The 19,882-nt window shown below is 39.4% G+C and carries 19 protein-coding genes; 7 read left to right on the forward strand and 12 right to left on the reverse strand.

The genetic code is table 11. From position 1 onward, the window contains the following. Positions 1-22 precede the first annotated feature (22 nt). The 3 genes from pheS to BZZ03_RS08170 all read right to left on the reverse strand — a co-directional run bounded on the left by pheS (position 23) and on the right by BZZ03_RS08170 (position 3,041). Positions 23-1,063 carry a phenylalanine--tRNA ligase subunit alpha gene (gene pheS, locus BZZ03_RS08160; protein ID WP_086582977.1) on the reverse strand — a complete coding sequence of 347 codons (1,041 nt, stop codon included), beginning with the start codon at positions 1,061-1,063 and terminating at the stop codon, positions 23-25. Positions 1,064-1,426: 363 nt separating this feature from the next. Then, positions 1,427-1,567 carry a hypothetical protein gene (locus BZZ03_RS12175; RefSeq protein ID WP_231863413.1) on the reverse strand — a complete coding sequence of 47 codons (141 nt, stop codon included), beginning with the start codon at positions 1,565-1,567 and terminating at the stop codon, positions 1,427-1,429. Positions 1,568-1,751: 184 nt separating this feature from the next. Next, complete coding sequence (locus BZZ03_RS08170) at positions 1,752-3,041, reverse strand: adenylosuccinate synthase (protein WP_017368598.1); 1,290 nt, start codon at positions 3,039-3,041, stop codon at positions 1,752-1,754. A gap of 308 nt (positions 3,042-3,349) precedes the next feature. Between BZZ03_RS08170 and hslO the strand changes: the two genes are divergently transcribed. The 4 genes from hslO to BZZ03_RS08190 all read left to right on the forward strand — a co-directional run bounded on the left by hslO (position 3,350) and on the right by BZZ03_RS08190 (position 7,167). After that, positions 3,350-4,234, forward strand: a complete 885-nt coding sequence (hslO, locus tag BZZ03_RS08175) for an Hsp33 family molecular chaperone HslO (RefSeq protein WP_061414405.1) — start codon at positions 3,350-3,352, stop codon at positions 4,232-4,234. After that, the gene (locus BZZ03_RS08180; RefSeq protein ID WP_086582978.1) at positions 4,231-5,775 is read left to right on the forward strand and encodes a ClC family H(+)/Cl(-) exchange transporter; all 1,545 of its coding nucleotides are present in this window, start codon (positions 4,231-4,233) and stop codon (positions 5,773-5,775) included. The genes hslO and BZZ03_RS08180 overlap by 4 nt, the downstream gene beginning before the upstream one ends. A gap of 87 nt (positions 5,776-5,862) precedes the next feature. Then, the gene (gene dusB / locus BZZ03_RS08185) at positions 5,863-6,858 is read left to right on the forward strand and encodes a tRNA dihydrouridine synthase DusB (protein ID WP_086582979.1); all 996 of its coding nucleotides are present in this window, start codon (positions 5,863-5,865) and stop codon (positions 6,856-6,858) included. Between the two features lie 66 nt (positions 6,859-6,924). Continuing rightward, entirely contained in the window at positions 6,925-7,167 is a 243-nt protein-coding gene (locus tag BZZ03_RS08190; protein ID WP_019292200.1) for a hypothetical protein, read from the forward strand. Between the two features lie 40 nt (positions 7,168-7,207). Here BZZ03_RS08190 and BZZ03_RS08195 read toward each other — a convergent pair whose 3' ends face one another. The 8 genes from BZZ03_RS08195 to yfmF form a co-directional block, all read right to left on the reverse strand. Further along, the gene (locus tag BZZ03_RS08195) at positions 7,208-8,089 is read right to left on the reverse strand and encodes a YitT family protein (protein WP_017368602.1); all 882 of its coding nucleotides are present in this window, start codon (positions 8,087-8,089) and stop codon (positions 7,208-7,210) included. A gap of 122 nt (positions 8,090-8,211) precedes the next feature. Continuing rightward, complete coding sequence (locus tag BZZ03_RS08200; protein WP_029343371.1) at positions 8,212-9,075, reverse strand: YitT family protein; 864 nt, start codon at positions 9,073-9,075, stop codon at positions 8,212-8,214. 10 nt (positions 9,076-9,085) lie between these two features. Then, a complete protein-coding gene (gene aspS / locus BZZ03_RS08205) occupies positions 9,086-10,834 on the reverse strand; it encodes an aspartate--tRNA ligase (RefSeq protein WP_061414399.1) in 1,749 nt (582 codons plus the stop codon). Positions 10,835-10,889: 55 nt separating this feature from the next. Further along, positions 10,890-12,173, reverse strand: a complete 1,284-nt coding sequence (hisS, locus tag BZZ03_RS08210) for a histidine--tRNA ligase (protein WP_019292203.1) — start codon at positions 12,171-12,173, stop codon at positions 10,890-10,892. A 321-nt stretch (positions 12,174-12,494) separates the two neighbouring features. Then, positions 12,495-13,046 (reverse strand): CDP-diacylglycerol--glycerol-3-phosphate 3-phosphatidyltransferase, encoded by a 552-nt coding sequence (gene pgsA, locus BZZ03_RS08215; protein ID WP_019292204.1) that lies wholly within the window; start codon positions 13,044-13,046, stop codon positions 12,495-12,497. 48 nt (positions 13,047-13,094) lie between these two features. Further along, complete coding sequence (locus tag BZZ03_RS08220; protein ID WP_086582980.1) at positions 13,095-14,003, reverse strand: helix-turn-helix domain-containing protein; 909 nt, start codon at positions 14,001-14,003, stop codon at positions 13,095-13,097. A 51-nt stretch (positions 14,004-14,054) separates the two neighbouring features. Further along, positions 14,055-15,338, reverse strand: a complete 1,284-nt coding sequence (gene yfmH / locus BZZ03_RS08225) for an EF-P 5-aminopentanol modification-associated protein YfmH (RefSeq protein ID WP_086582981.1) — start codon at positions 15,336-15,338, stop codon at positions 14,055-14,057. Further along, positions 15,319-16,563 (reverse strand): EF-P 5-aminopentanol modification-associated protein YfmF, encoded by a 1,245-nt coding sequence (gene yfmF / locus BZZ03_RS08230; RefSeq protein WP_086582982.1) that lies wholly within the window; start codon positions 16,561-16,563, stop codon positions 15,319-15,321. Before yfmF ends, yfmH begins: the two co-directional genes overlap by 20 nt. Before the next feature lie 133 nt (positions 16,564-16,696). On the opposite strand from yfmF, the gene BZZ03_RS08235 reads away from it, so the two are divergent. The 3 genes from BZZ03_RS08235 to BZZ03_RS08245 are packed head-to-tail and all read left to right on the forward strand — an operon-like array spanning position 16,697 to position 18,349. Continuing rightward, on the forward strand, positions 16,697-17,059 hold the full coding sequence (locus tag BZZ03_RS08235; RefSeq protein ID WP_086582983.1) for an RNA-binding S4 domain-containing protein: 363 nt from the start codon (positions 16,697-16,699) through the stop codon (positions 17,057-17,059). A gap of 2 nt (positions 17,060-17,061) precedes the next feature. Next, positions 17,062-18,156 (forward strand): DNA replication/repair protein RecF, encoded by a 1,095-nt coding sequence (gene recF, locus BZZ03_RS08240; protein WP_019292209.1) that lies wholly within the window; start codon positions 17,062-17,064, stop codon positions 18,154-18,156. Further along, complete coding sequence (locus BZZ03_RS08245; RefSeq protein WP_064305340.1) at positions 18,128-18,349, forward strand: hypothetical protein; 222 nt, start codon at positions 18,128-18,130, stop codon at positions 18,347-18,349. Before recF ends, BZZ03_RS08245 begins: the two co-directional genes overlap by 29 nt. Before the next feature lie 22 nt (positions 18,350-18,371). On the opposite strand, the gene BZZ03_RS08250 is transcribed toward BZZ03_RS08245, so the two are convergent. Then, on the reverse strand, positions 18,372-19,832 hold the full coding sequence (locus BZZ03_RS08250) for a basic amino acid/polyamine antiporter (RefSeq protein ID WP_086582984.1): 1,461 nt from the start codon (positions 19,830-19,832) through the stop codon (positions 18,372-18,374). Between the last annotated feature and the right edge of the window lie 50 nt (positions 19,833-19,882).

Here is a 19,882-nt window from a genome sequence, read left to right on the forward strand (position 1 = left end):
TTTTATGTCTTTACTTCTGAAATTATTTTCCGAATTGTTCTAAGAAACGTAAGTCACCTTGATAGAAGCCACGAATATCGTTGATACCATAGCGGAGCATTGCGATACGTTCTTGTCCCATACCAAAAGCAAAACCAGAATATTCCTTGCTGTCGATACCACTCATTTCTAAAACGTTAGGATGAACCATACCCGCACCGAGAATTTCAATCCAGCCAGTATATTTGCAGACATTACATCCCTTGCCGCCACATTTGAAGCAGCTTACATCGACCTCAACAGAAGGTTCCGTAAATGGGAAGTAAGAAGGACGTAGACGAATCTCACGGTCAGCACCAAACATTTTTTGAATGACAAGTTCAAGCGTACCTTTAAGATCGGCCATCGTAATGTTTTTATCCACAACTAAGCCTTCAACTTGATGGAATTGGTGGCTGTGAGTAGCATCATCCGTATCACGGCGGTAAACGCGACCTGGAGCAATCATGCGTAAACCACCTTTACTAAAGTCATGTTGGTCCATCGTGCGCGCTTGCATTGGCGATGTATGTGTGCGTAATAATACCTCGTTTGTTACATAGAAAGTATCTTGCATATCACGCGCGGGATGATCTTTAGGCAAATTCATACGCTCAAAGTTATAATGATCCGTTTCGACTTCATAGCCGTCAACAATCTCATAACCCATACCTAAGAAAATTTCCTCAATCTCTTCTGCTGTTTGAGTCAAAATATGACGCGCACCTTTTTTAGATGCATGACCGGGTAAAGTCACGTCTAAAGTTTCAGAATTTAAGGCTGCATTCATGGCTGCTGCTTCAAGCTCTGCTTTTTTCTCCTCAAGTTTCGCTCCGAATTCGTCACGGAAGGCATTAGCTAGAGCACCGATAACTGGACGTTCTTCATTTGTTAGGTCTTTCATCCCTTTGAGGATTTCTGTCAGCTCACCTTTTTTACCCATGATTGCTGTTCGCAAATCATTCAGCATTCTTTCTTCAACAGCTGCTGTTAAATTATTCAAAGCTTGTTCACGTAAAGCTTCAATTTTTTCTTGTAAATTCATTTTTTCTCCTAATACCTTCTAACCGTGTTGACAAAAAAACCACGATTTCGACCCCTACACAAAGGAGCGAAAACCGCGGTACCATCCTATTTTATCACTTAATTAAAGACTATTTTAAATTAGAACGAGGTGAACTTCAATAACTTTTCCGTGTGATGATTTGCAGTCGACGACATCACTCCCTTAAACGTTCCAGTAACCTACTCTTCTCATTCTTTATATGTTCTTATTTTAGCAGATTTATCTCATTTGTCAATGGTTATCGCTGCCTTAAGCATTTTCCACAATTATTAACAATTTCAAAGAATTATTACTTCTTGATTTTAAGGATATACCCCTTACGCCTATTGATTTCTTTTTCTTCTACTTCTGTTTCTGGTGGCAGATTGAAAGCTGGCGGACATAGGTGGGATAGACTACGGCATTTCCTGAAAACATCCCATCTTCAATCGTTTTTACTACTGCAGCATCCGTTTCAAAAGCCGTACGGAGCCATTTTTTCACGACTATAAACATAGCAATAAGTATTTGGACAAAACTCAGGCTCACAAACAGCACTACTCTTATTCTCTTTTTCAATAATATTCTCCTCCAAAAATCAATAATTAATTTTTAGCAACTAATACGAGAAAAAAGGCACCAAAAAAAGCAATCAACTCAATGATTGCTTGCTCTTAGATTTATTTCCTTAGGCTTCCCAAACGTTTTCCAAAACGTTTGTTTGGTCACGGTCTGGACCAACAGAGAATGTTGAGATACGGACACCAACGAGTTCTGCAACACGAAGAACATAGTTGCGTGCTGTTTCTGGAAGTTCTTCCAGAGTACGCATTCCAGTAATATCTTCAGACCATCCTGGCATTTCTTCGTAAATTGGTTTGCAACGTTCCAATTCTTTAAGACTTGCTGGGTAGTGAGTGATTTCTTTTCCGTCAAGTTCGTAAGCGACACAGATTTTCACTGTTGGTAATCCTGCCAGAACATCAATAGAGTTCAAGCTAAGATGAGTCAGACCTGAAACACGTCGTGAGTGACGCATAACGACCGCATCAAACCATCCTACACGGCGTGGACGACCTGTTGTTGTACCATATTCATGTCCAACTTCACGGATTTGGTGACCTGTTTCATCAAAAAGCTCTGTTGGGAATGGACCATCACCAACGCGTGAAGTGTAGGCTTTACATACACCAACTGCTTTATCAATTTTTGTTGGACCAACACCTGAACCGATAGCTACTCCTCCTGCCAATGGGTTTGAAGATGTAACAAAAGGATAAGTTCCTTGGTCGATATCTAGCATAACACCTTGTGCACCTTCAAAGAGGACACGGTGCCCTTCATCAAGCGCATCGTTCAAGATTACTGAAGTGTCCGCTACATATTTTTTAATTTGTTGACCGTATTCATAATATTCGTTAAAGATTTCATCGAAATCAAGTGCTTCACTATCGTAAAGTTTAACAAATTCACGGTTTTTATTTTCAAGATTTGTACGTAGACGTTCTTCAAAAATTTCTTTATCAAGAAGGTCTGCGATACGGATACCGACACGTGCCGCTTTATCCATGTAAGCTGGGCCGATACCTTTGATTGTCGTACCAATCTTTTGATCGCCTTTAGCTTCTTCTTGAAGGGCATCTAACTTGATATGGTAAGGCAAGATAACGTGGGCGCGGTCTGAGATACGAAGATTGTCTGTTGTTACACCGTTTTCGTGGAGGTAAGCAATTTCTTTTACCAGGGCTTTGGGGTTGATGACTACACCATTACCGATAACAGATGTTTTTTCTGGGAAGAAAATACCAGATGGGATAAGGTGGAGTTTGTACTTAAAGCCGTCAATAACAATAGTGTGACCGGCATTGTCCCCTCCTTGGTAACGCGCAATAACCTCTGCGTCTGAGCTGAGGAAGTCAGTAATTTTACCTTTTCCTTCATCTCCCCACTGCGTTCCTACAACAACAACTGATGGCATAATAGCTCTCTTTTCTTTTAATATTTGTACGCTCTATGTCTCCTTTTCAAGAGGCACAGCTGGCATTTTGATATTGAAAAGCTCCTATCGCACTATTCCTATTATAGCAAAAAATATAATTTACTTTGAGTAAGAAACGAGTTTTTTTCTATAAAACTACTATTTTGTTCGGAAATATCTAACTTTATTTCTATTTTTTCTAATAATCTTACTTTTTTGACTACCTTCGTTCTCGTTATAAAACATCAGTGTCAAAATAAAATCCTAACAATCCATGACGTTAAAAATATGTTAAAATAGAAGAAGTTATGACTGATAAAATATTAAAATCCATTTCAAAAAATGGTCACTTTCGTGCTTTTGCTCTTGATTCAACATTAACTGTCCGTGAAGCTCAGGAACGTCATCAAACGATGCCTACTTCTACTGTTGCCCTTGGTCGTACCTTGATTGCTGCCCAAATTTTAGGCGCTAATGAAAAAGGGGACAGTAAAATTACGGTCAAAATCTTGGGTGATGGTGCTATGGGTGCAATTGTTGCCGTAGCAGACGCTAAAGGAAATGTTAAAGGTTATGTTCAAAACAAAGATTTAGACTATAAAAAAGCTTCGACAGGAGAAGTACTTGTTGCTCCTTTCATTGGCAATGGCTTCTTTGTCGTCATTAAAGATATGGGACTTCGTCAACCTTATACAGGCCAAACTGATTTAATTACTGGAGAAATTGGGGAAGATCTGGCCTGGTATTTTCTCTCTAGTGAGCAAACACCTTCTTCTGTTGGTTTAAATGTCTTGCTCAATGATGGGGAGGACAGTGTTAAAATCGCAGGGGGATTTATGCTCCAAGCCTTGCCCGATGCAACTGATGATGAAATCACACTAATGGAAAAAAATATTAAAGCAATGCCAAGTATTTCGGAAATGCTTTTAAAAGAAAATCCGCTCGAAGCCATGCTTGCTGCACTTTATGGTGAGCTTGAATATACGATTCTAGCTGAATCACCCTTAGCCTTCGAATGTGACTGTTCAAAGGATCGATTTGCTGAAGGATTGCAAAGCCTCGGTAGTCAAGCACTCACCGAAATTATCGAAGAAGATCATGGGGCTGAAGTCCTCTGCCAATTTTGCGGACGCAAATATGAATTTACAGAAAAAGAACTCAATGATTTAATCTTGGGAGCTGCTCAAAAATGAGACTATTGATTAAAGATCTTTCACAATCGTCAAACAAAAATATAGGTTTAATTTTTTTAAGTCTATTGGTTGGACTGGCAGCTGGCTTCTTAGCCAGCTTTTATCGTTTGGCCCTTTCTCTAGCTGAAAAATTAGGTGCTGTTCTCTACCATCAAGCCAGTATTCATCTTATTTATGGGCTTTTCCTCCTTCCCACATTGCTTCTCCTTGTCTTTATTGTCAGTACCTTGATGAAAAAATACCCTATGTCGACTGGTAGCGGAATCCCTCAAGTTAAAGGGCAATTGCTGGGCTACTTTAAACCAGACTGGTTTTCAACGGCTTGGGCTAAGTTTGTCGGAGGAACACTGGCCATGTTTGCTGGGTTATCCTTAGGTCGTGAAGGACCGTCAATCCAGCTCGGGGCTGCGATGGGACAAGCCTTTGGTCAAAGATTTTCCTCTACTGAGCGACACCAACGTTTGTTGATTGCTTCGGGAGCTTCCGCTGGTTTATCTGCTGCTTTTAATGCACCGCTTTCGGGAATCATGTTTACGCTTGAAGAAGTATTCAAATACTTCTCACCTTTGATATTATTAACTTGTATGAGCTCTGCTATTATGGCTGATGCCGTTTCGCGTATTATTTTTGGTCCAGCCAGTATCTTTGATTTCCAAATCGTGAGCAGCTTTCCCCTCTCAGATTATTGGCTACTCTTACTTTTAGGTATCCTTATGGGAATTTTTGGTGCAGTTTATAATGCTGCTCTTCTAAAGAGTCAAAGCCTCATGAAGGGGAAGATAAAAAGTCCTTTTCTTCGTGTCTTGTTCAGTTTTGCTGCTTCTGCTCTTGTCGCACTCTTCTTTCCACTAATCAGCGGCAGTGGTCACCAGTTGATTGACCAATTGACGCTTACCTGGGGACTTGCCTTTCTCTGTCTGGTCTTTGCTGCAAAGTTTTTGATTTCCCTCATCAGCTATGCTTCAGGTGTTCCCGGAGGAATATTCTTCCCCCTCTTAGTACTCGGTGCTAGTCTTGGTAGCATTTTTGCTACAACAGTCATTCCTCTCTTGCATTTGTCACCCAATCTTTTCCCAAATTTTATTATTTTAGCGATGGCTGCAACTTTTACTGCTATCGTTCGTGCACCAATGACTGGAATTCTCCTTTTAGTTGAGATGACAGGTTCCTTTGATCATTTATTACCTCTGGCTTTTGTTTCTCTAATTTCCTATCTTGTGGCCGAGCTTTTACACTCTGAGCCAATCTACCACTCATTACTCCACAATCTACTTACTGTTGATTCGGAAATAGCTACTGAAAAAGAAGGTCATATTATGATTGAAGCCTTGGTACAGTTTGATTCGGAAGCTGACCATCAACCGGTTCAAAATCTCCATCTTCCTAAAGATAGTCTTCTGATTGCTATTCAAAGAAATGGTGAAAAAATTATTCCACGAGGAGATACACTACTCCATGCTGGAGATGTTGCAACCTTTTTAACCACTCAAGCTCAGGAAGTTTCTGTACGCCAAAAAATAAAGCACTTATTTACCGATTAAGCTAAAAAACCTTCGTTTATTTATCTACGAAGGTTTTTCCAGTGCAAAGTTTTAGCAAATCCCCTAAAAAATGGTAAAATATTCTCTATGACTATGGATTCAAAATACACACGCCCATGGAAAATTGGGGATATAGAAATTGCTAATAAAATTGTACTCGCTCCAATGGCGGGAATTAATAATAAAGCCTTCCTGACAACAGCTAAAGAGTTTGGAGCCGGACTTGTTGTTACTGAAATGATTTCTGATAAAGGTATCGAGCATCGTAACAAAAAAACGCTTCAAATGATGGACTTTGAAGGTGTTCCGCATCCACTTTCCATGCAGATTTTTGGTGGTGAAGTTGATACACTGGTTGAAGCAGCGAAATTTGTTCAAGAAAATACAGTAGCAGACATCATTGATATCAATATGGGCTGTCCTGTTCCGAAGGTAACAAAAAATGAAGCGGGAAGTCGCTTACTACTTGACCCAGATAAGGTGTACGATGTTGTGAAAGCTGTCAGCTCTGCGATTGATCTACCACTCACTGTGAAAATTCGTATCGGTTGGGATTCTGATCATCTCTACGCTGTCGAAAATGCCAAAGCTATTGAAGCAGCTGGTGGTGCAGCTGTTGCAATGCACGCACGGACACGCGCTCAACTCTATGAAGGTAAAGCTGACTGGACATGGCTTGAAAAAGTAGCAAGCAATATTAACATTCCTTTCATCGGTAACGGCGATATTAAAACACCTGAAGATGCTAAACGCATGATTGATGAAACAGGTGTTGATGCAGTCATGATTGGTCGAGCAGCTCTCGGAAATCCGTGGATGCTTCACCGTACGGAACACTACCTTCGCACAGGGGAACTACTCCCTGAACCAACTGTGGATGAAAAAATGCGTATCGCTAAGATTCACTTGCAACGTCTTGTTGACCTCAAAGGCGATAACTTAGCGTCACGCGAATTTCGTCAACATGCAGCTTACTACCTCAAAGGTGCAAAACGTGCTGCAAAAGTTAAAGTAGCTGTAAATCAAGCAGAAACACAAGCAGAAATTGTCAAGATTTTAGATGATTTCGTTTCTCAAAATTAAGAGATTGGCTTTTGCCAGTCTTTTTGTTTATAATAAGGTTAGTATCATAAAACAAGGAGGGACTCTATGCGTACATCAAAAGCTCTTGTCGAAATCGAAAAGGCAATTATTCACCTCAAGAAAGCTAAACGTGAGATTAGTAATTATAGCTTTGAAAACCAAACTCAAAGCCTCATTCAAATCAATCAAGCTATCGATCGCTTACAAATTCTTAAGGACGGCGTTAATGCTGATTCTTCTGATGTAGAAGGTGTTTCTTCTGTAGGTCGACTTGAAGGCGAACGTCTAACTTCAAAACTTTTTCAATAATAGCCATTAAAATAAAAAGAACCAAAATCTGGCTCTTTTTTTATTTTTTCTTACGTTTATATTTACTTTGTGGATAAGTAAAATCTCCCATAACTTCATGAACATTTATTACTGTTGAGAAGGCTTGAGGATCTATTTCAGCAATCAGAGCTTTAACCGTCATGACTTCTCGAGGGTTAAGCACCACATAGACCACACGTTTTTCTGTACCTGAATATGCGCCTTCACCATGTAAGAATGTTGCACCACGTCCAAGTTCTGCCAGGATGGCATTTGAAATTTCTTGATACTTAGGACTGATAATAAGCATCCCACGAACGGTATAACCACCAGATTGGATAAGGTTAATAACTTGAGCACTTACGAAACTTGCAATTAATGTATAAACCATATGATTAACATCAATGTAAGTGAGAGAAAGTGTCATTACAAAAAGGTCTATTGTGAAAATCACACGCCCCACTGCTGTGCCTCGCTTAATTTGCAACAGCTGAGCAATGATGTCTGAACCTCCAGTTGTTCCGCCAAAGCGGAAGATAATCCCAATCCCCGTTCCGGCAAATACCCCGGCCAGGAGAGCTGCGACTAAGTTATCATGCAAAAGATTAATACTAAAATCAAATGCTTGGAAAACTGAAAGGAAAAGCGAGATGTTAACAATCGCATAGACCGTATAGGTAAAGGTCCGTTGTCCTAAGAAACGGTAACCAATAAAAAGCAAGGGGATATTCAGAATGAACTGACTTAGGGCCGGATCCAACTTGAATAATGCGTGCAAGATCAAGGTAATACCGGAAAGGCCACCTGCAGCCAACTGATTGGCCATATTTAACTTTACAAAACCAAAAGCAAAGATAATTGCGCCTAAGCTGATGGCAATAAAGTTACGAAAATGGATTTTAATGAGGCTCATATCCTTCATACAACTCTCCAATCTAATACCATTTTTACCTTATAAAAATGGCTTTATAATTTCTTGTAAAACCTCTGTCACAGTTGACAGAGGCCTTCTCTAATTTATACTAAAACGGTCATTTTGTCAACTTAATCAGTAATCTCACTAAAGTTCCCTATTACACGAACGTTTTCTGAGATAGAGACAAAAGCTTTCGGATCATATTTTGTGATGATTTCTTTAAAATCTTGATACTCATACATGGTGATAACCGTAAACAAAATTGTCCGTTTCTCATGTGAGTATGCACCTTCAGCATTGTTCAAAATTGTTGCACTGTGATGCATTTTTTCAAAGAGTTTGCGGATGATGATTTCAGGATTCTCGGTAACTATCATCACCTGCATACGTTTTTGACGCGTAAAGATTGCATCTGTGACACGTGAGCTCACAAAGATAGCAATCATAGAATACAGCATATATTCCCAGCCAAAGAGTACGCCTGCAGTAAAGATAATTACTCCGTTGACAATGAAACCTAGTGTACCAACATTATGGCCTGTTCTCTTCCGGATATAAAGGGCAATGATGTCCGTACCACCACTTGAGATACCATTACGCATGGCATATCCAACACCTGCACCCATGATGGTACCACCAAAGATGGCATTGATGATTGGATCAGGTGTCAGCGTTGTTTCAGGAACAAAGTGGATAAAAATGGAGCTCATGGTAACCGTTAACAAAGTAAACAGAGTAAACTGTTTCCCTAAACGGAACCAAGCTAAAATCATTAAGGGGACATTGATCAGGAAGAGCGTGGCTGATATGGGAAGATAGTTGTGCCCCAAAATTCGTGTTAAAATTTCCGTTGCCACCTGTGCTGCCCCTGTCGCGCCACTTGCATAAACTCTTCCGGGTTGATAAAAGAAGTTCAATGCAAAAGCAGATGTGATTCCATATAAGACAGATGCTGAGAAACGATGTGTCAACTTTTCCCAGCCACCAAACATGTTGATAAATTTAGTCAAGTTTTTCAAGTTTAATTCTCAATTCTTCCAGTTGGCTCTCACTGACTACTGATGGCGCTTGTGTCATCGGGTCTGTGGCTTTATTATTCTTAGGAAAGGCAATAACTTCACGAATATTGTCTTTTCCTGCAAGCAACATAACGAAACGGTCCAAACCAAGGGCCAATCCTCCGTGTGGTGGGAAGCCATAATCTAAAGCTTCCAACAAGAAACCAAATTGCTCTTTGGCATCTTCTAAACTAAAGCCTAGCGCTTTGAGCATTTCTTCTTGTAATTCACGCGTATTAATACGAAGTGAACCACCACCGAGTTCGTAACCATTCAAAACAATGTCGTAAGCATGCGCACGCACTTTACTAAGATCTCCTGAAAGTTCCCCTTGTGTTTCAGCAGTTGGTAAAGTGAACGGGTGATGCGCACTCATATAACGCCCTTCTTCTTCTGACCATTCAAACATTGGCCAATCAATAACCCAGAGGAAATTGAATTTCGAATAATCAATTAAGCCTTGCTCTTTGGCAATCGTTTGACGTAAAGCACCCAGTGCTGAATTTGCCACTTCTAAACTGTCCGCCACAAAGAGAACCAAGTCGTTGTTTTCTAAGCCCAAAGTTTCAACGAATTCTGATGTTTTATCTGTCAAGAATTTAGCAATTGGACCTGCCAATTTATCGTCTTCAAATTTGATCCAAGCTAAGCCTTTGGCACCATTTTGTTTGGCTTGCTCTGTTAATTTATCAATAGCTTTACGAGAGTACTTATCGGCATTATTTTTAACAACAATGGCTTTAACAACTGACGCCTCACTAAACACTTTGAAATCTACAGTTTTCGCAAGGTCTGTCAAATCTGTCAAAAGCATCTCGTAGCGTGTATCTGGCTTATCTGAACCATAGAAATTCATAGCATCATCGTATTTCATACGCGGAAATGGCAAAGTTACATCAACGTTTTTAACGTCCTTCATAACTTTCGCAATCAAGCCTTCAGTTAAATCTTGAATTTCTTCTTCCCCAAGAAAACTTGTTTCTAAGTCGACCTGGGTAAATTCTGGTTGACGGTCACCACGCAAGTCTTCGTCACGGAAACATTTCACGATTTGATAGTAACGATCAAGGCCCGCAGTCATCAACAATTGTTTCATAAGTTGTGGACTTTGTGGTAAAGCATAGAATTCGCCTTTATTAACACGAGAAGGAACAAGGTAATCACGTGCACCTTCTGGAGTTGATTTATTCAAGAAAGGTGTTTCAACATCGATAAAGCCTTGATTATCTAAGTAGCTACGGATAGCACGTGTTGTCGCATGACGCATCGTAATATTATTAAGCATTTCCGGACGACGTAAGTCGAGATAACGGTATTTCAACCGTGTATCATCAAGCACCTCAACTCCATCTTTAATCTCAAAAGGCGTTGTTTTTGAAGTGCTGAGAATTTGCATTTGGTTGGCTTCAATTTCAATTCCACCTGTTTTAATATTTTCGTTTTTGCTGGCACGTTCAACAACTTTACCTGTAATTTCAAGGACGTATTCGTTCCGGACTTTATCCGCTACCTCAACAATTTCTTTTGCTGCTGTTTCTGGGTTAACGACTATCTGGACAATACCTTCGCGGTCGCGCAAATCAATAAAGATTAAGCCTCCAAGATTGCGACGCTTCGCAACCCAACCTTTTACGGTAACTTCTTGATTTAAATATTCTTCGGTAATATTTCCTGCATAGTTTGTTCTCTTCAAATTTAATCTCCTTATGTTTTTTAGTACTCGTGTTCTCTAGAACTACTGAACTTTGTTATTCTCCAAGCGCTTCCTCAAAGATAGGCGCAAATCCTTTCGCAACTTCTGCCAAAGTTGTTTTCACTTCTTTACGCGTTTGGTTATGTTTAACTGTAATTTCACCTGTTTCCACTTCATTATCCCCAAGCGTAATTATCACTTCTGCTTTTGCTTTTTCTGCTGATTTAAATTGTGCGCTAAGCTTGCGATTAGAGAAATCACGTTCGACTTTAAAGGCTTGAGCACGGAGGCTTTCTGCGAGTTGTGTCGCTGCTAAGCTGGCTTTATTCCCCATAACGGCAATATAAACATCAAGTGTATCTTCTTCATGGAAATCAACACCTTGCATTTCAGCAACCATCAACAAGCGCTCTACACCCAGTCCGAATCCAAAACCTGGTGTGGCTGGACCATCAAAGTATTCAACCAAACCATCATAACGGCCGCCTGCACAAACCGTCAATTCTTGTCCTTTGACATCTACGATAAATTCAAAAATTGTATCATTATAATAGTCCAAACCACGAACCATATTAGTATCAATGACATATTCAATGCCTAAACCATCGAGCAGATCACGTGTCATGTCAAAGTGATTTTGAGACTCTTCTGTAAGAAAGTCCAAGATAGATGGTGCATCCTTGACGATTTCTTTGTCTTCTTTTTCCTTGCTGTCAAGTACTCGAAGAGGATTTTCGTGAAGACGACGTTGGCTATCTTTTGAAAGTTGTTTTTCAAAAGGTGTCAAATAATCAACCAAAGCTGTACGATAAGCCTTACGTGTTTCTAAATCCCCCAGAGAATTCAAGTGAAGTGTCACACCAGAAATACCGATTTGTTCAAATAATGATTGCGCCATGGCGATAATTTCGACATCAATTGCCGGATTTTTTGCTCCGAAACACTCTACACCAAATTGGTGGAATTCACGTAAACGTCCAGATTGAGGGCGTTCATAGCGGAACATTGAACCCATATAATACATTTTGACAGGTTTTGGCACTTCTGGGGCAAAGAGTTTATTTTCAATATAAGCGCGAACAGTTGAAGCAGTTCCTTCAGGACGTAAGGCAATATGACGTCCACCTTTATCGTCAAAGTCATACATTTCTTTCGTCACAATATCACTTGTTTCACCTGTTGCACGACTGAACAGCTCATAACTTTCAAAAAGGGGTGTACGGATTTCTTTGAAATTATAATCTTCAAATACTGCACGTGCCATCATTTCTACATATTGCCATTTTTGTGACTCTTGAGGCAGAATATCTGCCGTACCTTTTGGTTTTTGTAATTTCATATTATCTCCTTTGTATCGAATACATTTATGATTTAAACATTATTAAGAAAGCCTTTGTGAGCCTTGCCGTTCAGCATTAGCACCTTTAGGTGCAATGCTGGTAGCAAATTAAAACGCCCCAAGCATAAAAGCTCTAGGGCGTCAGTAATCTTATCGCGGTACCACCTAAATTTGTCCTGTCTTCCAGAACCTCAGTTTAGCTATAACGTTGCTACCGTTTTTTATCGTCACTTTAGGTTTTGTAAGCTTTCAGCCAAGTCTTACTCTCTGTATGTTTAAGTATAACGCAGACTTCTATTTTTTTCAAGCTTTAAATTCACATTAATTTTTAAAAACTTGCATATTTTTGGCAAAGTAATCATAGCCGGAATAAATCGTGAAGATAAGGCAAACATAAAGTAAGATTGTGCCAATATAAATGGGATCACCAATTAGTAAGAAAATAATAGACAACATTTGTGTAAATGTTTTAATTTTTCCTGGCATAGCTGCAGCCAAGACTGCACCACCTTGTTCAACCAGTAAAAGGCGAAGTCCAGTCACAGCAAGTTCACGACATACGATGATTGCAACAACCCAAGCTGGAGCTAAGCCTAGAGCAATTAGCATCACAAATGCAGCCATTGTTAACATTTTATCCGCTAAAGGATCTGCAAATTTACCAAAATTAGAAACAACTTTCCATTTGCGCGCCAAATAGCCATCAAGCCAGTCTGTAATTGAAGCTACAGCAAAGATAATTGCTGCAACAATCCATGAAACATAGCTTGTACCCACAGCTGCACCATGTGGCAGATAAAGGACAATGAGAAAGACAGGAATCATAAAGATTCTTAGTATCGTTAGTTGATTAGGGAGTTTTTCTTTTTTCATAATTACTTTCTTCGCTTCTTAGAGTTGGCCTGCTCGTGGCTCAACTTTTTATTGTGTTACAGGTGCTGTAGTGCTTGCATAAGTCACCGTTAATTGCACTTGAACTGGAACGCCTACTGTAAGAGCAGACAAATCGACAGTGCTACCATTGATTGTCATTGTAAGTCCTTGGGTATTGGACAGGTTAATCAAGGAGTTAGTTAATCCTGCTCCGAGCGTTGCTGTAGCTGTGTTTTCGGCATCAGATAACGTGCGTACTGTTGCCCAATCCGCATTGGTCAATGAAACAGTTGTCACTGCCCCAGCTGCTGTTGTAAAGACAATTTGTGTTGGGCTCGTAGCATTTTCTACCTTGACATTAAGCTGCGCACCACTTCCAGTAACCGTAATTTGGTTTTGGGGCTCTGGTTTTGATTCAACAGGCTTTTCTGATGATTCTGTTGTTTTCTTTTGTTCTTCTGTTGCCTTTTTTGTTTCGCTCGTTTTATAAGTATAAGACGTATCACTCAAGTCTGGCTTTGGCGGGCGCGTAAGTAATACAACAGCTGTGACACTTCCGACAATGGCTAGTGCAACAGCAGAAAGCAAGATAATGGGAACATAATGACGCCATGCAGGCTTATTACTTTCTTCCTCTTCCTCATCCTCTTCTACGCGTTCACTTGGTTTCACAAATCGATAAGTTTCTTGGATGTCTTCGTGTTCTTCAACAGACATTGATCCATCCTTCTCATATGCAAACATGATTTGATCTGCATCAAGATCCAACTTTTCTGCATATTGTTTAAGATAAGCTTTAATATAAAAATCACCGGGTAAAGCCTTATAATCCCCTGTTTCTAAAGCAATAATATATAATTTCGGAATATTTGTAAGTTTTTCGGCTTCACTTAGCCCGAGGCCAAGTTCCGTCCTCTTGTCTTTGAGGACTTCGCCTATTGTTTTAATTGCCACCATGTCCTCCTCTCAGCTTTATGAAATACATGGATTTATTCATAACTGTTCGTATTATTTAGGGTAGATGATAAAATCTACAGTTTGCATATTCTCAACAAATTTTTCAGCGTGTTTGCTGACTTTTTCAAGGGTTAATCCTGATAAAATTTCAGGTAGATCAAAGAAGTTAATCTCGCCATAAATATTTGATGAAAATTGATTGGCGATATATTCTAAAGAGTTTAGGGATTTATAATAGTCCCCTAGTGTTTCGCGTTTCAGTATTTCTAGATTTTCTTTTTCAAAATCCTTATCTATTTTATAACTTTTTAGGGCTTCCTGCAAAACTTTACTTACTTGCTCTGGTTTTTCAGTATCTACGGTAATATTCGCAAAGTGAAAACTTTTATCCATATCAAAACCATAGCCAAAAGAATCATCAACTAAACCTGCATTATACATTTCCTCATAACGATGACTCGTTTTCCCAAAAAGCATATCGAGAAGCAACTGATTTGAAAGTTTATATTCTAATAATTCGCGGGCATCAGTTGGTAAAGCATCTTCTCCACGAAAACCAAGAGCCAACTTGGGCATCGCAACTTCAAACGCAAGAGTTTTTCCTGCAATCGGCTGACTCCCCTCAACAGTTTTTCTCTGTATGGGTTCAGCTTTAACAAAAGCTTTCTTCTCTTGATTCTCATTTACAAATGCAGCCATGTAATCCACATCAAAAGGACCTGTTAAAAAGAGGTTCATGTTTGAGGGATGATAAAAAGTTTCATAGTTAACATACAAGTCAGCTGCGGTAATTTCCTTAATCGAACGTGGAGTACCAGCAATATCATCTGCCAATGGTGACTCAGGATAAAGCGAAGCTAAAAGCCCTGCAAACAAACGCCAGTCACTATCATCTTGATACATCTGGATTTCTTGTTGAATAATACCTTGCTCTTTTACAACATTTTCTTCCGTAAAGTAAGGTTCTTGCACAAAATCAAGCAGTAAGTTCACACACTCATAGATATTTTCACGTGTCGAAAAAAGATAAGACGTTCTCGAAAAGCTTGTAAAAGCATTGGTTTGCGCCCCATAGGCACCAAACTTGTACATTACATCCCCTTCTTTTTTCTCGAAGAGTTTATGCTCCAAAAAGTGAGCGATACCTTCTGGAAAAGTCTTTATCTCTTGACTTCCCATAGGGACAAAAGAGGTATCCAATGACCCAAAGTTTGTCGTAAAAAGACCGTAGGTCCGATTGTAATCAGGTTTCGGTAAGTAATAAACCGTTAAACCGTTGGCTAGAACATCAGTATATAAGATTTCACCCGTTTTTTCATAGCTCTTCTTCTGCATAAACTTCTCCTTTCATGAAATATTGAGCCTGTAGTTTTAAACTTTGCGCCAAGCGCATAATATCTTCTTTGCTCACAGCTTCTAATGCTTTCAAAAAAGTTGCTTCATCAACATAAAGTTCAGGCAAAACTTCGTGAATAAAAGCTTGTTCGATGAGATTCGAAGAAGAGTCAAGCGACATGAAGTAAGAATTTTTTAGCATTGTTTTAGTTTGCTCAATTTCTTGTGCGGTAAAGTCTCCAGATTGCATGGCTTGAAGTTGTTCTAGAATCAGCTCTCGTGCCTGTTGATAATTTCCTGCATCAATTCCTGCATTAACTCTTAGCAGGCCTGTAAAACTATCAAAAGCTGAACTTGCATAGTAAGCCAAGCTTGCCTTTTCACGCACATTCATAAATAATTTAGAATGTGCAAAACCACCAAAAAGGCCATTCATCACTTGTAAAGTCATGTAATCCTTGCTGCCATATGTTGTCGGTTGCGCAAAGGCCATTTGTAAAATAGACTGTTGCACCTCTTTAGCTTCGATTTTTTCTTGATAATCCTTGAGCTCTTGCTTATAAAAAATTTCAGAATGCCCCTGGCGATCCTTAAAGTCAAAGTTTTGGAACAAACGTACAACTTCAGCTTCTTCCACATCACCTAGAACAAAAATATCAATCAGATTGTGATTAAGCATTTCAGTGTAATAATTAAAAACAGCTTCTGCTGTTTCTGCCTGCAAAAGTTCCACCGTTGCTACACCTGGGAGAGATTGTTTTGGATCCGTAAAGAAAAGGGCAGCCAACTGACGGCTGGCATAATAAGAGCGATCTTCATTCATAGCTTTAAGGTAGTTGATGAGATTTGTCTTTTCCCGCTGGAAAACTTCAACATTATTATCTGGACTAAAGAGCGCTTTATGCATAAAGTCAACGGCACCTGCCAAAGTATCCACATCAACAAACTTAGGATTAACAAGATTCATATGAATGCTCAACAAATGTTGACTGCCTTTTTTATTTACTGCAGTTGAGAAAGATGTCCCATAAAGTTCTGACAAGCGGCTTGAAAATGCTTGAGCTGTTGGGTATGCTGCATTGGTCGTTTCCCATAAATTAGAGATAATCACACGCTTAGCAATATTTTCTCGCGAAAGTTCTTCACGAAAGCGCACCATGAGACGTATTGTTTTGAATTTTGTTTCTTTTATAACATGGAGATTTACTCCGCTGGCTAGTTTCATAGATATCCCTTGTCTACTCCTCTTTTTAAGTTTAAAGGAACTTCTTTTAATCCTAAAAAGAGCAGGAGCTGTAATATCTCTATTATAGCAAATTTTCCACTATTTTTGAGACTCTTTATGCTAAAATAGAGTTATGCAAAATTACATTTTATTTGAAGAATACATCACTTTAGGACAAGTCATTAAAGAATTGGCCATTGTCAATACAGGAGGCCAAGCTAAGCTTTTTCTCGCTGAAAATGAAGGCAATATTTTCTTAAACAAGGAAGCTGAAAATCGCCGTGGCAAAAAACTGCGTGCGGGAGATGTTTTGGAGATTCCTGAATTTGGACTGATTCTCACATTTGTCCACGCTTCTGAAGAAGAAATTGCTGAACGTGAAGAAGATAAGGCCGAGGAAGAACGCGTCAAAGCACTTGTCAAGAAAATGAACGCTCAAGTCAAAACTCAAAAGCCCAAAAAAGCGGCCAAGCCAAGATTCCCCGGCGCTAAATAAGCATGAAACTTAACAATATACAGCTCTATAATTTCCGAAATTATGATAAGCTTTCCCTTGAATTTCATCCCAATCTCAATATCTTTTTAGGACAGAATGCCCAAGGTAAAACAAATCTTTTAGAAAGTATCTACTTTCTTGCTTTAACACGTAGCCACCGCACCCATCATGATCGGGAACTGATTCGGTGGGATGCCAAAGAAATGAAGGTTTCTGGTACTGTCACAAAAGGCCACAGTAATATCCCTCTAGAAGTTGCTTTAACTCCTAAAGGACGTACGGCTCATGTCAATCATCTGAAAGAAAACCGCTTAGCAGACTATATCGGTCAGCTGAACCTTATCATGTTTGCACCTGAAGATTTAGAACTTATCAAAGGTGCACCAAGCATTCGCCGTCGCTTCCTTGATATGGAGATTGGTCAAATACGTCCCGTTTATCTTTATGATTCGGTGCGCTATAACCGCGCTTTAAAAGAGCGAAATGCTTACCTCAAGATGGAACGCAAACAAATTGACACTACTTTTTTAGATGTTTTAGACAGCCAACTGGCAGAACACGGTCAGAAGATTAGTACTGAACGTCAAAATTTTATTGACAAACTGGAAAAGCTGGCACAAAAAATTCATGCTCAACTCACTCATGGGCTTGAGGAGCTGCAGATTAATTATAAAGTTAATTCTACAGCTCTCTTAGAAGATTTGAAAAGCGCACGTGATAAGGATATCTTTCGTCATCAGACCTCTGTCGGTCCTCACCGAGATGATTTGACTTTTTTTGTCAATGGTATTAATGTTGCGGACTTTGGCAGCCAAGGCCAACAAAGAACCGTTGCTTTATCTGTCAAGCTCGCTGAGATTGATTTAATTTTTGAAGAGACTGGAGAATATCCTATTCTTTTGCTCGACGATGTCATGAGTGAGCTCGATAATAGCCGTCAGTTGGATCTTTTAGAAACAACGCTCGGAAAAACACAAACCTTTATTACTACAACGACGCTTGACCACCTCAAAAACCTGCCAGAAAACTTAAGTATTTTCAATGTGAAGCAAGGAGAAATTGAAACAAATGGACAAGAAAGAACCACCACTGACTGAGGATAACCTGATCAAATTTAAGGCACTGGAGGCAGAAGGGGATTCTACGTTATTAAAGCGTATTTCACTTCTTGTTGAACAAGAACGTGAATTACGTCAACAAAAAGATAAACTCGAAGAAGATTTACGTGTATTGGTTCATATCAAAAATAGCCATTACTCACAATTAGAGCAAAAAAATTCGGAACATTAATTCCGAATTTTTTTTACGTTATTTATAAGCCAAGTAACTCTCTTAAACCATAATGATTGCCAATCAAGCCAAAAGCTGCAAAGATAGACAAACCGATAATTACAAAAAGAACAATAATTTCTACACGAGAAAGTGTCTTACCATTTTCTTTCTTCGCTAAGTAGTAGAAAATAAAACCAATTGCATAGAGAATCGAAGCCATCCAAACATACTGCCAGCCTGAAAGCCACAGCGCTAAAATTTGGAAAGCAAGGGCCACAAAGCCAATGACTATATTTTTTGTATTTTTTTCTTCAAGACCGTGTTTCATCATATATGCACCGACCAAAGCGTAACAGATCATGATACATGCTGTACAGAGGTACACCATTACATTATAAGCATTTGCGACATAAAAAGTAACGATGATGAAAAATTGAACAAAGATTTGTGTAAGCCAAAGAGAATTTGCAGGAGCGTTATGTTTATTTAAGCGCCCAAACCATTCTGGGAGTAATTTTTGATTGGCCAACTGTGTTGTTGATTCCACTGGAAGCATCGTCCATGATATCCAAGCCCCTAAAACGGAAACAACAAGACCGCTGGCCATCAATGCGCCTCCAAAGCTACCAAGCATATCTTTTAGCATATAAACCATGCCTGGCGTTTTCATGGCAGCTAATTCTGCTTGATCATAATAGCCGAAAGGTAAGAGTGAAAGCAAGATGTAAATAAAAAGTAAAACGATAAGACCAATGATTGTCGCGCGGCCTGCATCAGATTTTTTCTTGGCACGATCGCCCATCATTGCCGCACCTTCAATCCCGACAAAGACCCAAATCATGACCATAAGAGAGCTTTTCACTTGATCGAGTAAGCCGCCAGCGGTCATTGACCCTTGAGCTTGAACCAAGCCTTGAGCATTTTCTGTAATATTGTTCCAAAAACCTGCAGTGAATACTCCTGCTTTGAACATAAAGATTCCTGTAATCATGAAAACAAAGATTGGGATTAATTTACAAACCAGAACAATGGTATTCACAATCGCTGCAGATTCGACCCCTTTACTCACCATCAAAGCTAAAAGCCAAGAAAGAATCGATACGGACACTACTGCAAAAACGCTTAGACTTCCATTTGCATCTGCAAATTTACCAGGGAAAAAGTAATCCATAGATATCATCATGAGCACGGCAAAGGCAATATTACCTAACCATGTGGACAACCAGTAACCCCACCCAGAAAGAAAACCTACCAAATCGCCAAAGCCTTCTCGCGCATAATCAGAAACCCCTGAAAGTTGTGGTTTGTTAATAATCAGATAGTTTAAGCTCAAGACAAGCGCTAAAAGCCCTAAACCAACGAAGAGCCATGCTACGATTACACCACCTGCAGTAGCTCCATTGGCTAAATCGTTGGAAAGGTTAAATACCCCACCACCAATAGCACTGGAGACAACGATGGAGACAAGGGCTATCAGCCCCATCCCTTTTTTATTTTCCATTTATTTTTCCTATAATTCCATTTTATTTATATTGAAATATTTTCTTAATA

Origin of the sequence: Lactococcus petauri (assembly GCF_002154895.1) — a bacterium.
Lineage (GTDB): Bacteria > Bacillota > Bacilli > Lactobacillales > Streptococcaceae > Lactococcus > Lactococcus petauri.

Excerpts from the sequence above, each read along its gene's own strand:
- pheS (WP_086582977.1), bottom strand. The coding sequence starts at position 1,063 with ATGAATTTACAAGAAAAAATTGAAGCTTTACGTGAACAAGCTTTGAAT.
- dusB (WP_086582979.1), top strand. The coding sequence starts at position 5,863 with ATGACTATGGATTCAAAATACACACGCCCATGGAAAATTGGGGATATA.
- recF (WP_019292209.1), top strand. The coding sequence starts at position 17,062 with ATGAAACTTAACAATATACAGCTCTATAATTTCCGAAATTATGATAAG.
- yfmH (WP_086582981.1), bottom strand. The coding sequence starts at position 15,338 with ATGCAGAAGAAGAGCTATGAAAAAACGGGTGAAATCTTATATACTGAT.
- BZZ03_RS08170 (WP_017368598.1), bottom strand. The coding sequence starts at position 3,041 with ATGCCATCAGTTGTTGTTGTAGGAACGCAGTGGGGAGATGAAGGAAAA.
- pgsA (WP_019292204.1), bottom strand. The coding sequence starts at position 13,046 with ATGAAAAAAGAAAAACTCCCTAATCAACTAACGATACTAAGAATCTTT.
- BZZ03_RS08220 (WP_086582980.1), bottom strand. The coding sequence starts at position 14,003 with ATGGTGGCAATTAAAACAATAGGCGAAGTCCTCAAAGACAAGAGGACG.
- hisS (WP_019292203.1), bottom strand. The coding sequence starts at position 12,173 with ATGAAATTACAAAAACCAAAAGGTACGGCAGATATTCTGCCTCAAGAG.
- BZZ03_RS08245 (WP_064305340.1), top strand. The coding sequence starts at position 18,128 with ATGGACAAGAAAGAACCACCACTGACTGAGGATAACCTGATCAAATTT.
- BZZ03_RS08235 (WP_086582983.1), top strand. The coding sequence starts at position 16,697 with ATGCAAAATTACATTTTATTTGAAGAATACATCACTTTAGGACAAGTC.
- BZZ03_RS08195 (WP_017368602.1), bottom strand. The coding sequence starts at position 8,089 with ATGAAGGATATGAGCCTCATTAAAATCCATTTTCGTAACTTTATTGCC.
- BZZ03_RS08250 (WP_086582984.1), bottom strand. The coding sequence starts at position 19,832 with ATGGAAAATAAAAAAGGGATGGGGCTGATAGCCCTTGTCTCCATCGTT.
- BZZ03_RS08190 (WP_019292200.1), top strand. The coding sequence starts at position 6,925 with ATGCGTACATCAAAAGCTCTTGTCGAAATCGAAAAGGCAATTATTCAC.
- hslO (WP_061414405.1), top strand. The coding sequence starts at position 3,350 with ATGACTGATAAAATATTAAAATCCATTTCAAAAAATGGTCACTTTCGT.
- BZZ03_RS08180 (WP_086582978.1), top strand. The coding sequence starts at position 4,231 with ATGAGACTATTGATTAAAGATCTTTCACAATCGTCAAACAAAAATATA.
- yfmF (WP_086582982.1), bottom strand. The coding sequence starts at position 16,563 with ATGAAACTAGCCAGCGGAGTAAATCTCCATGTTATAAAAGAAACAAAA.
- BZZ03_RS08200 (WP_029343371.1), bottom strand. The coding sequence starts at position 9,075 with ATGTTTGGTGGCTGGGAAAAGTTGACACATCGTTTCTCAGCATCTGTC.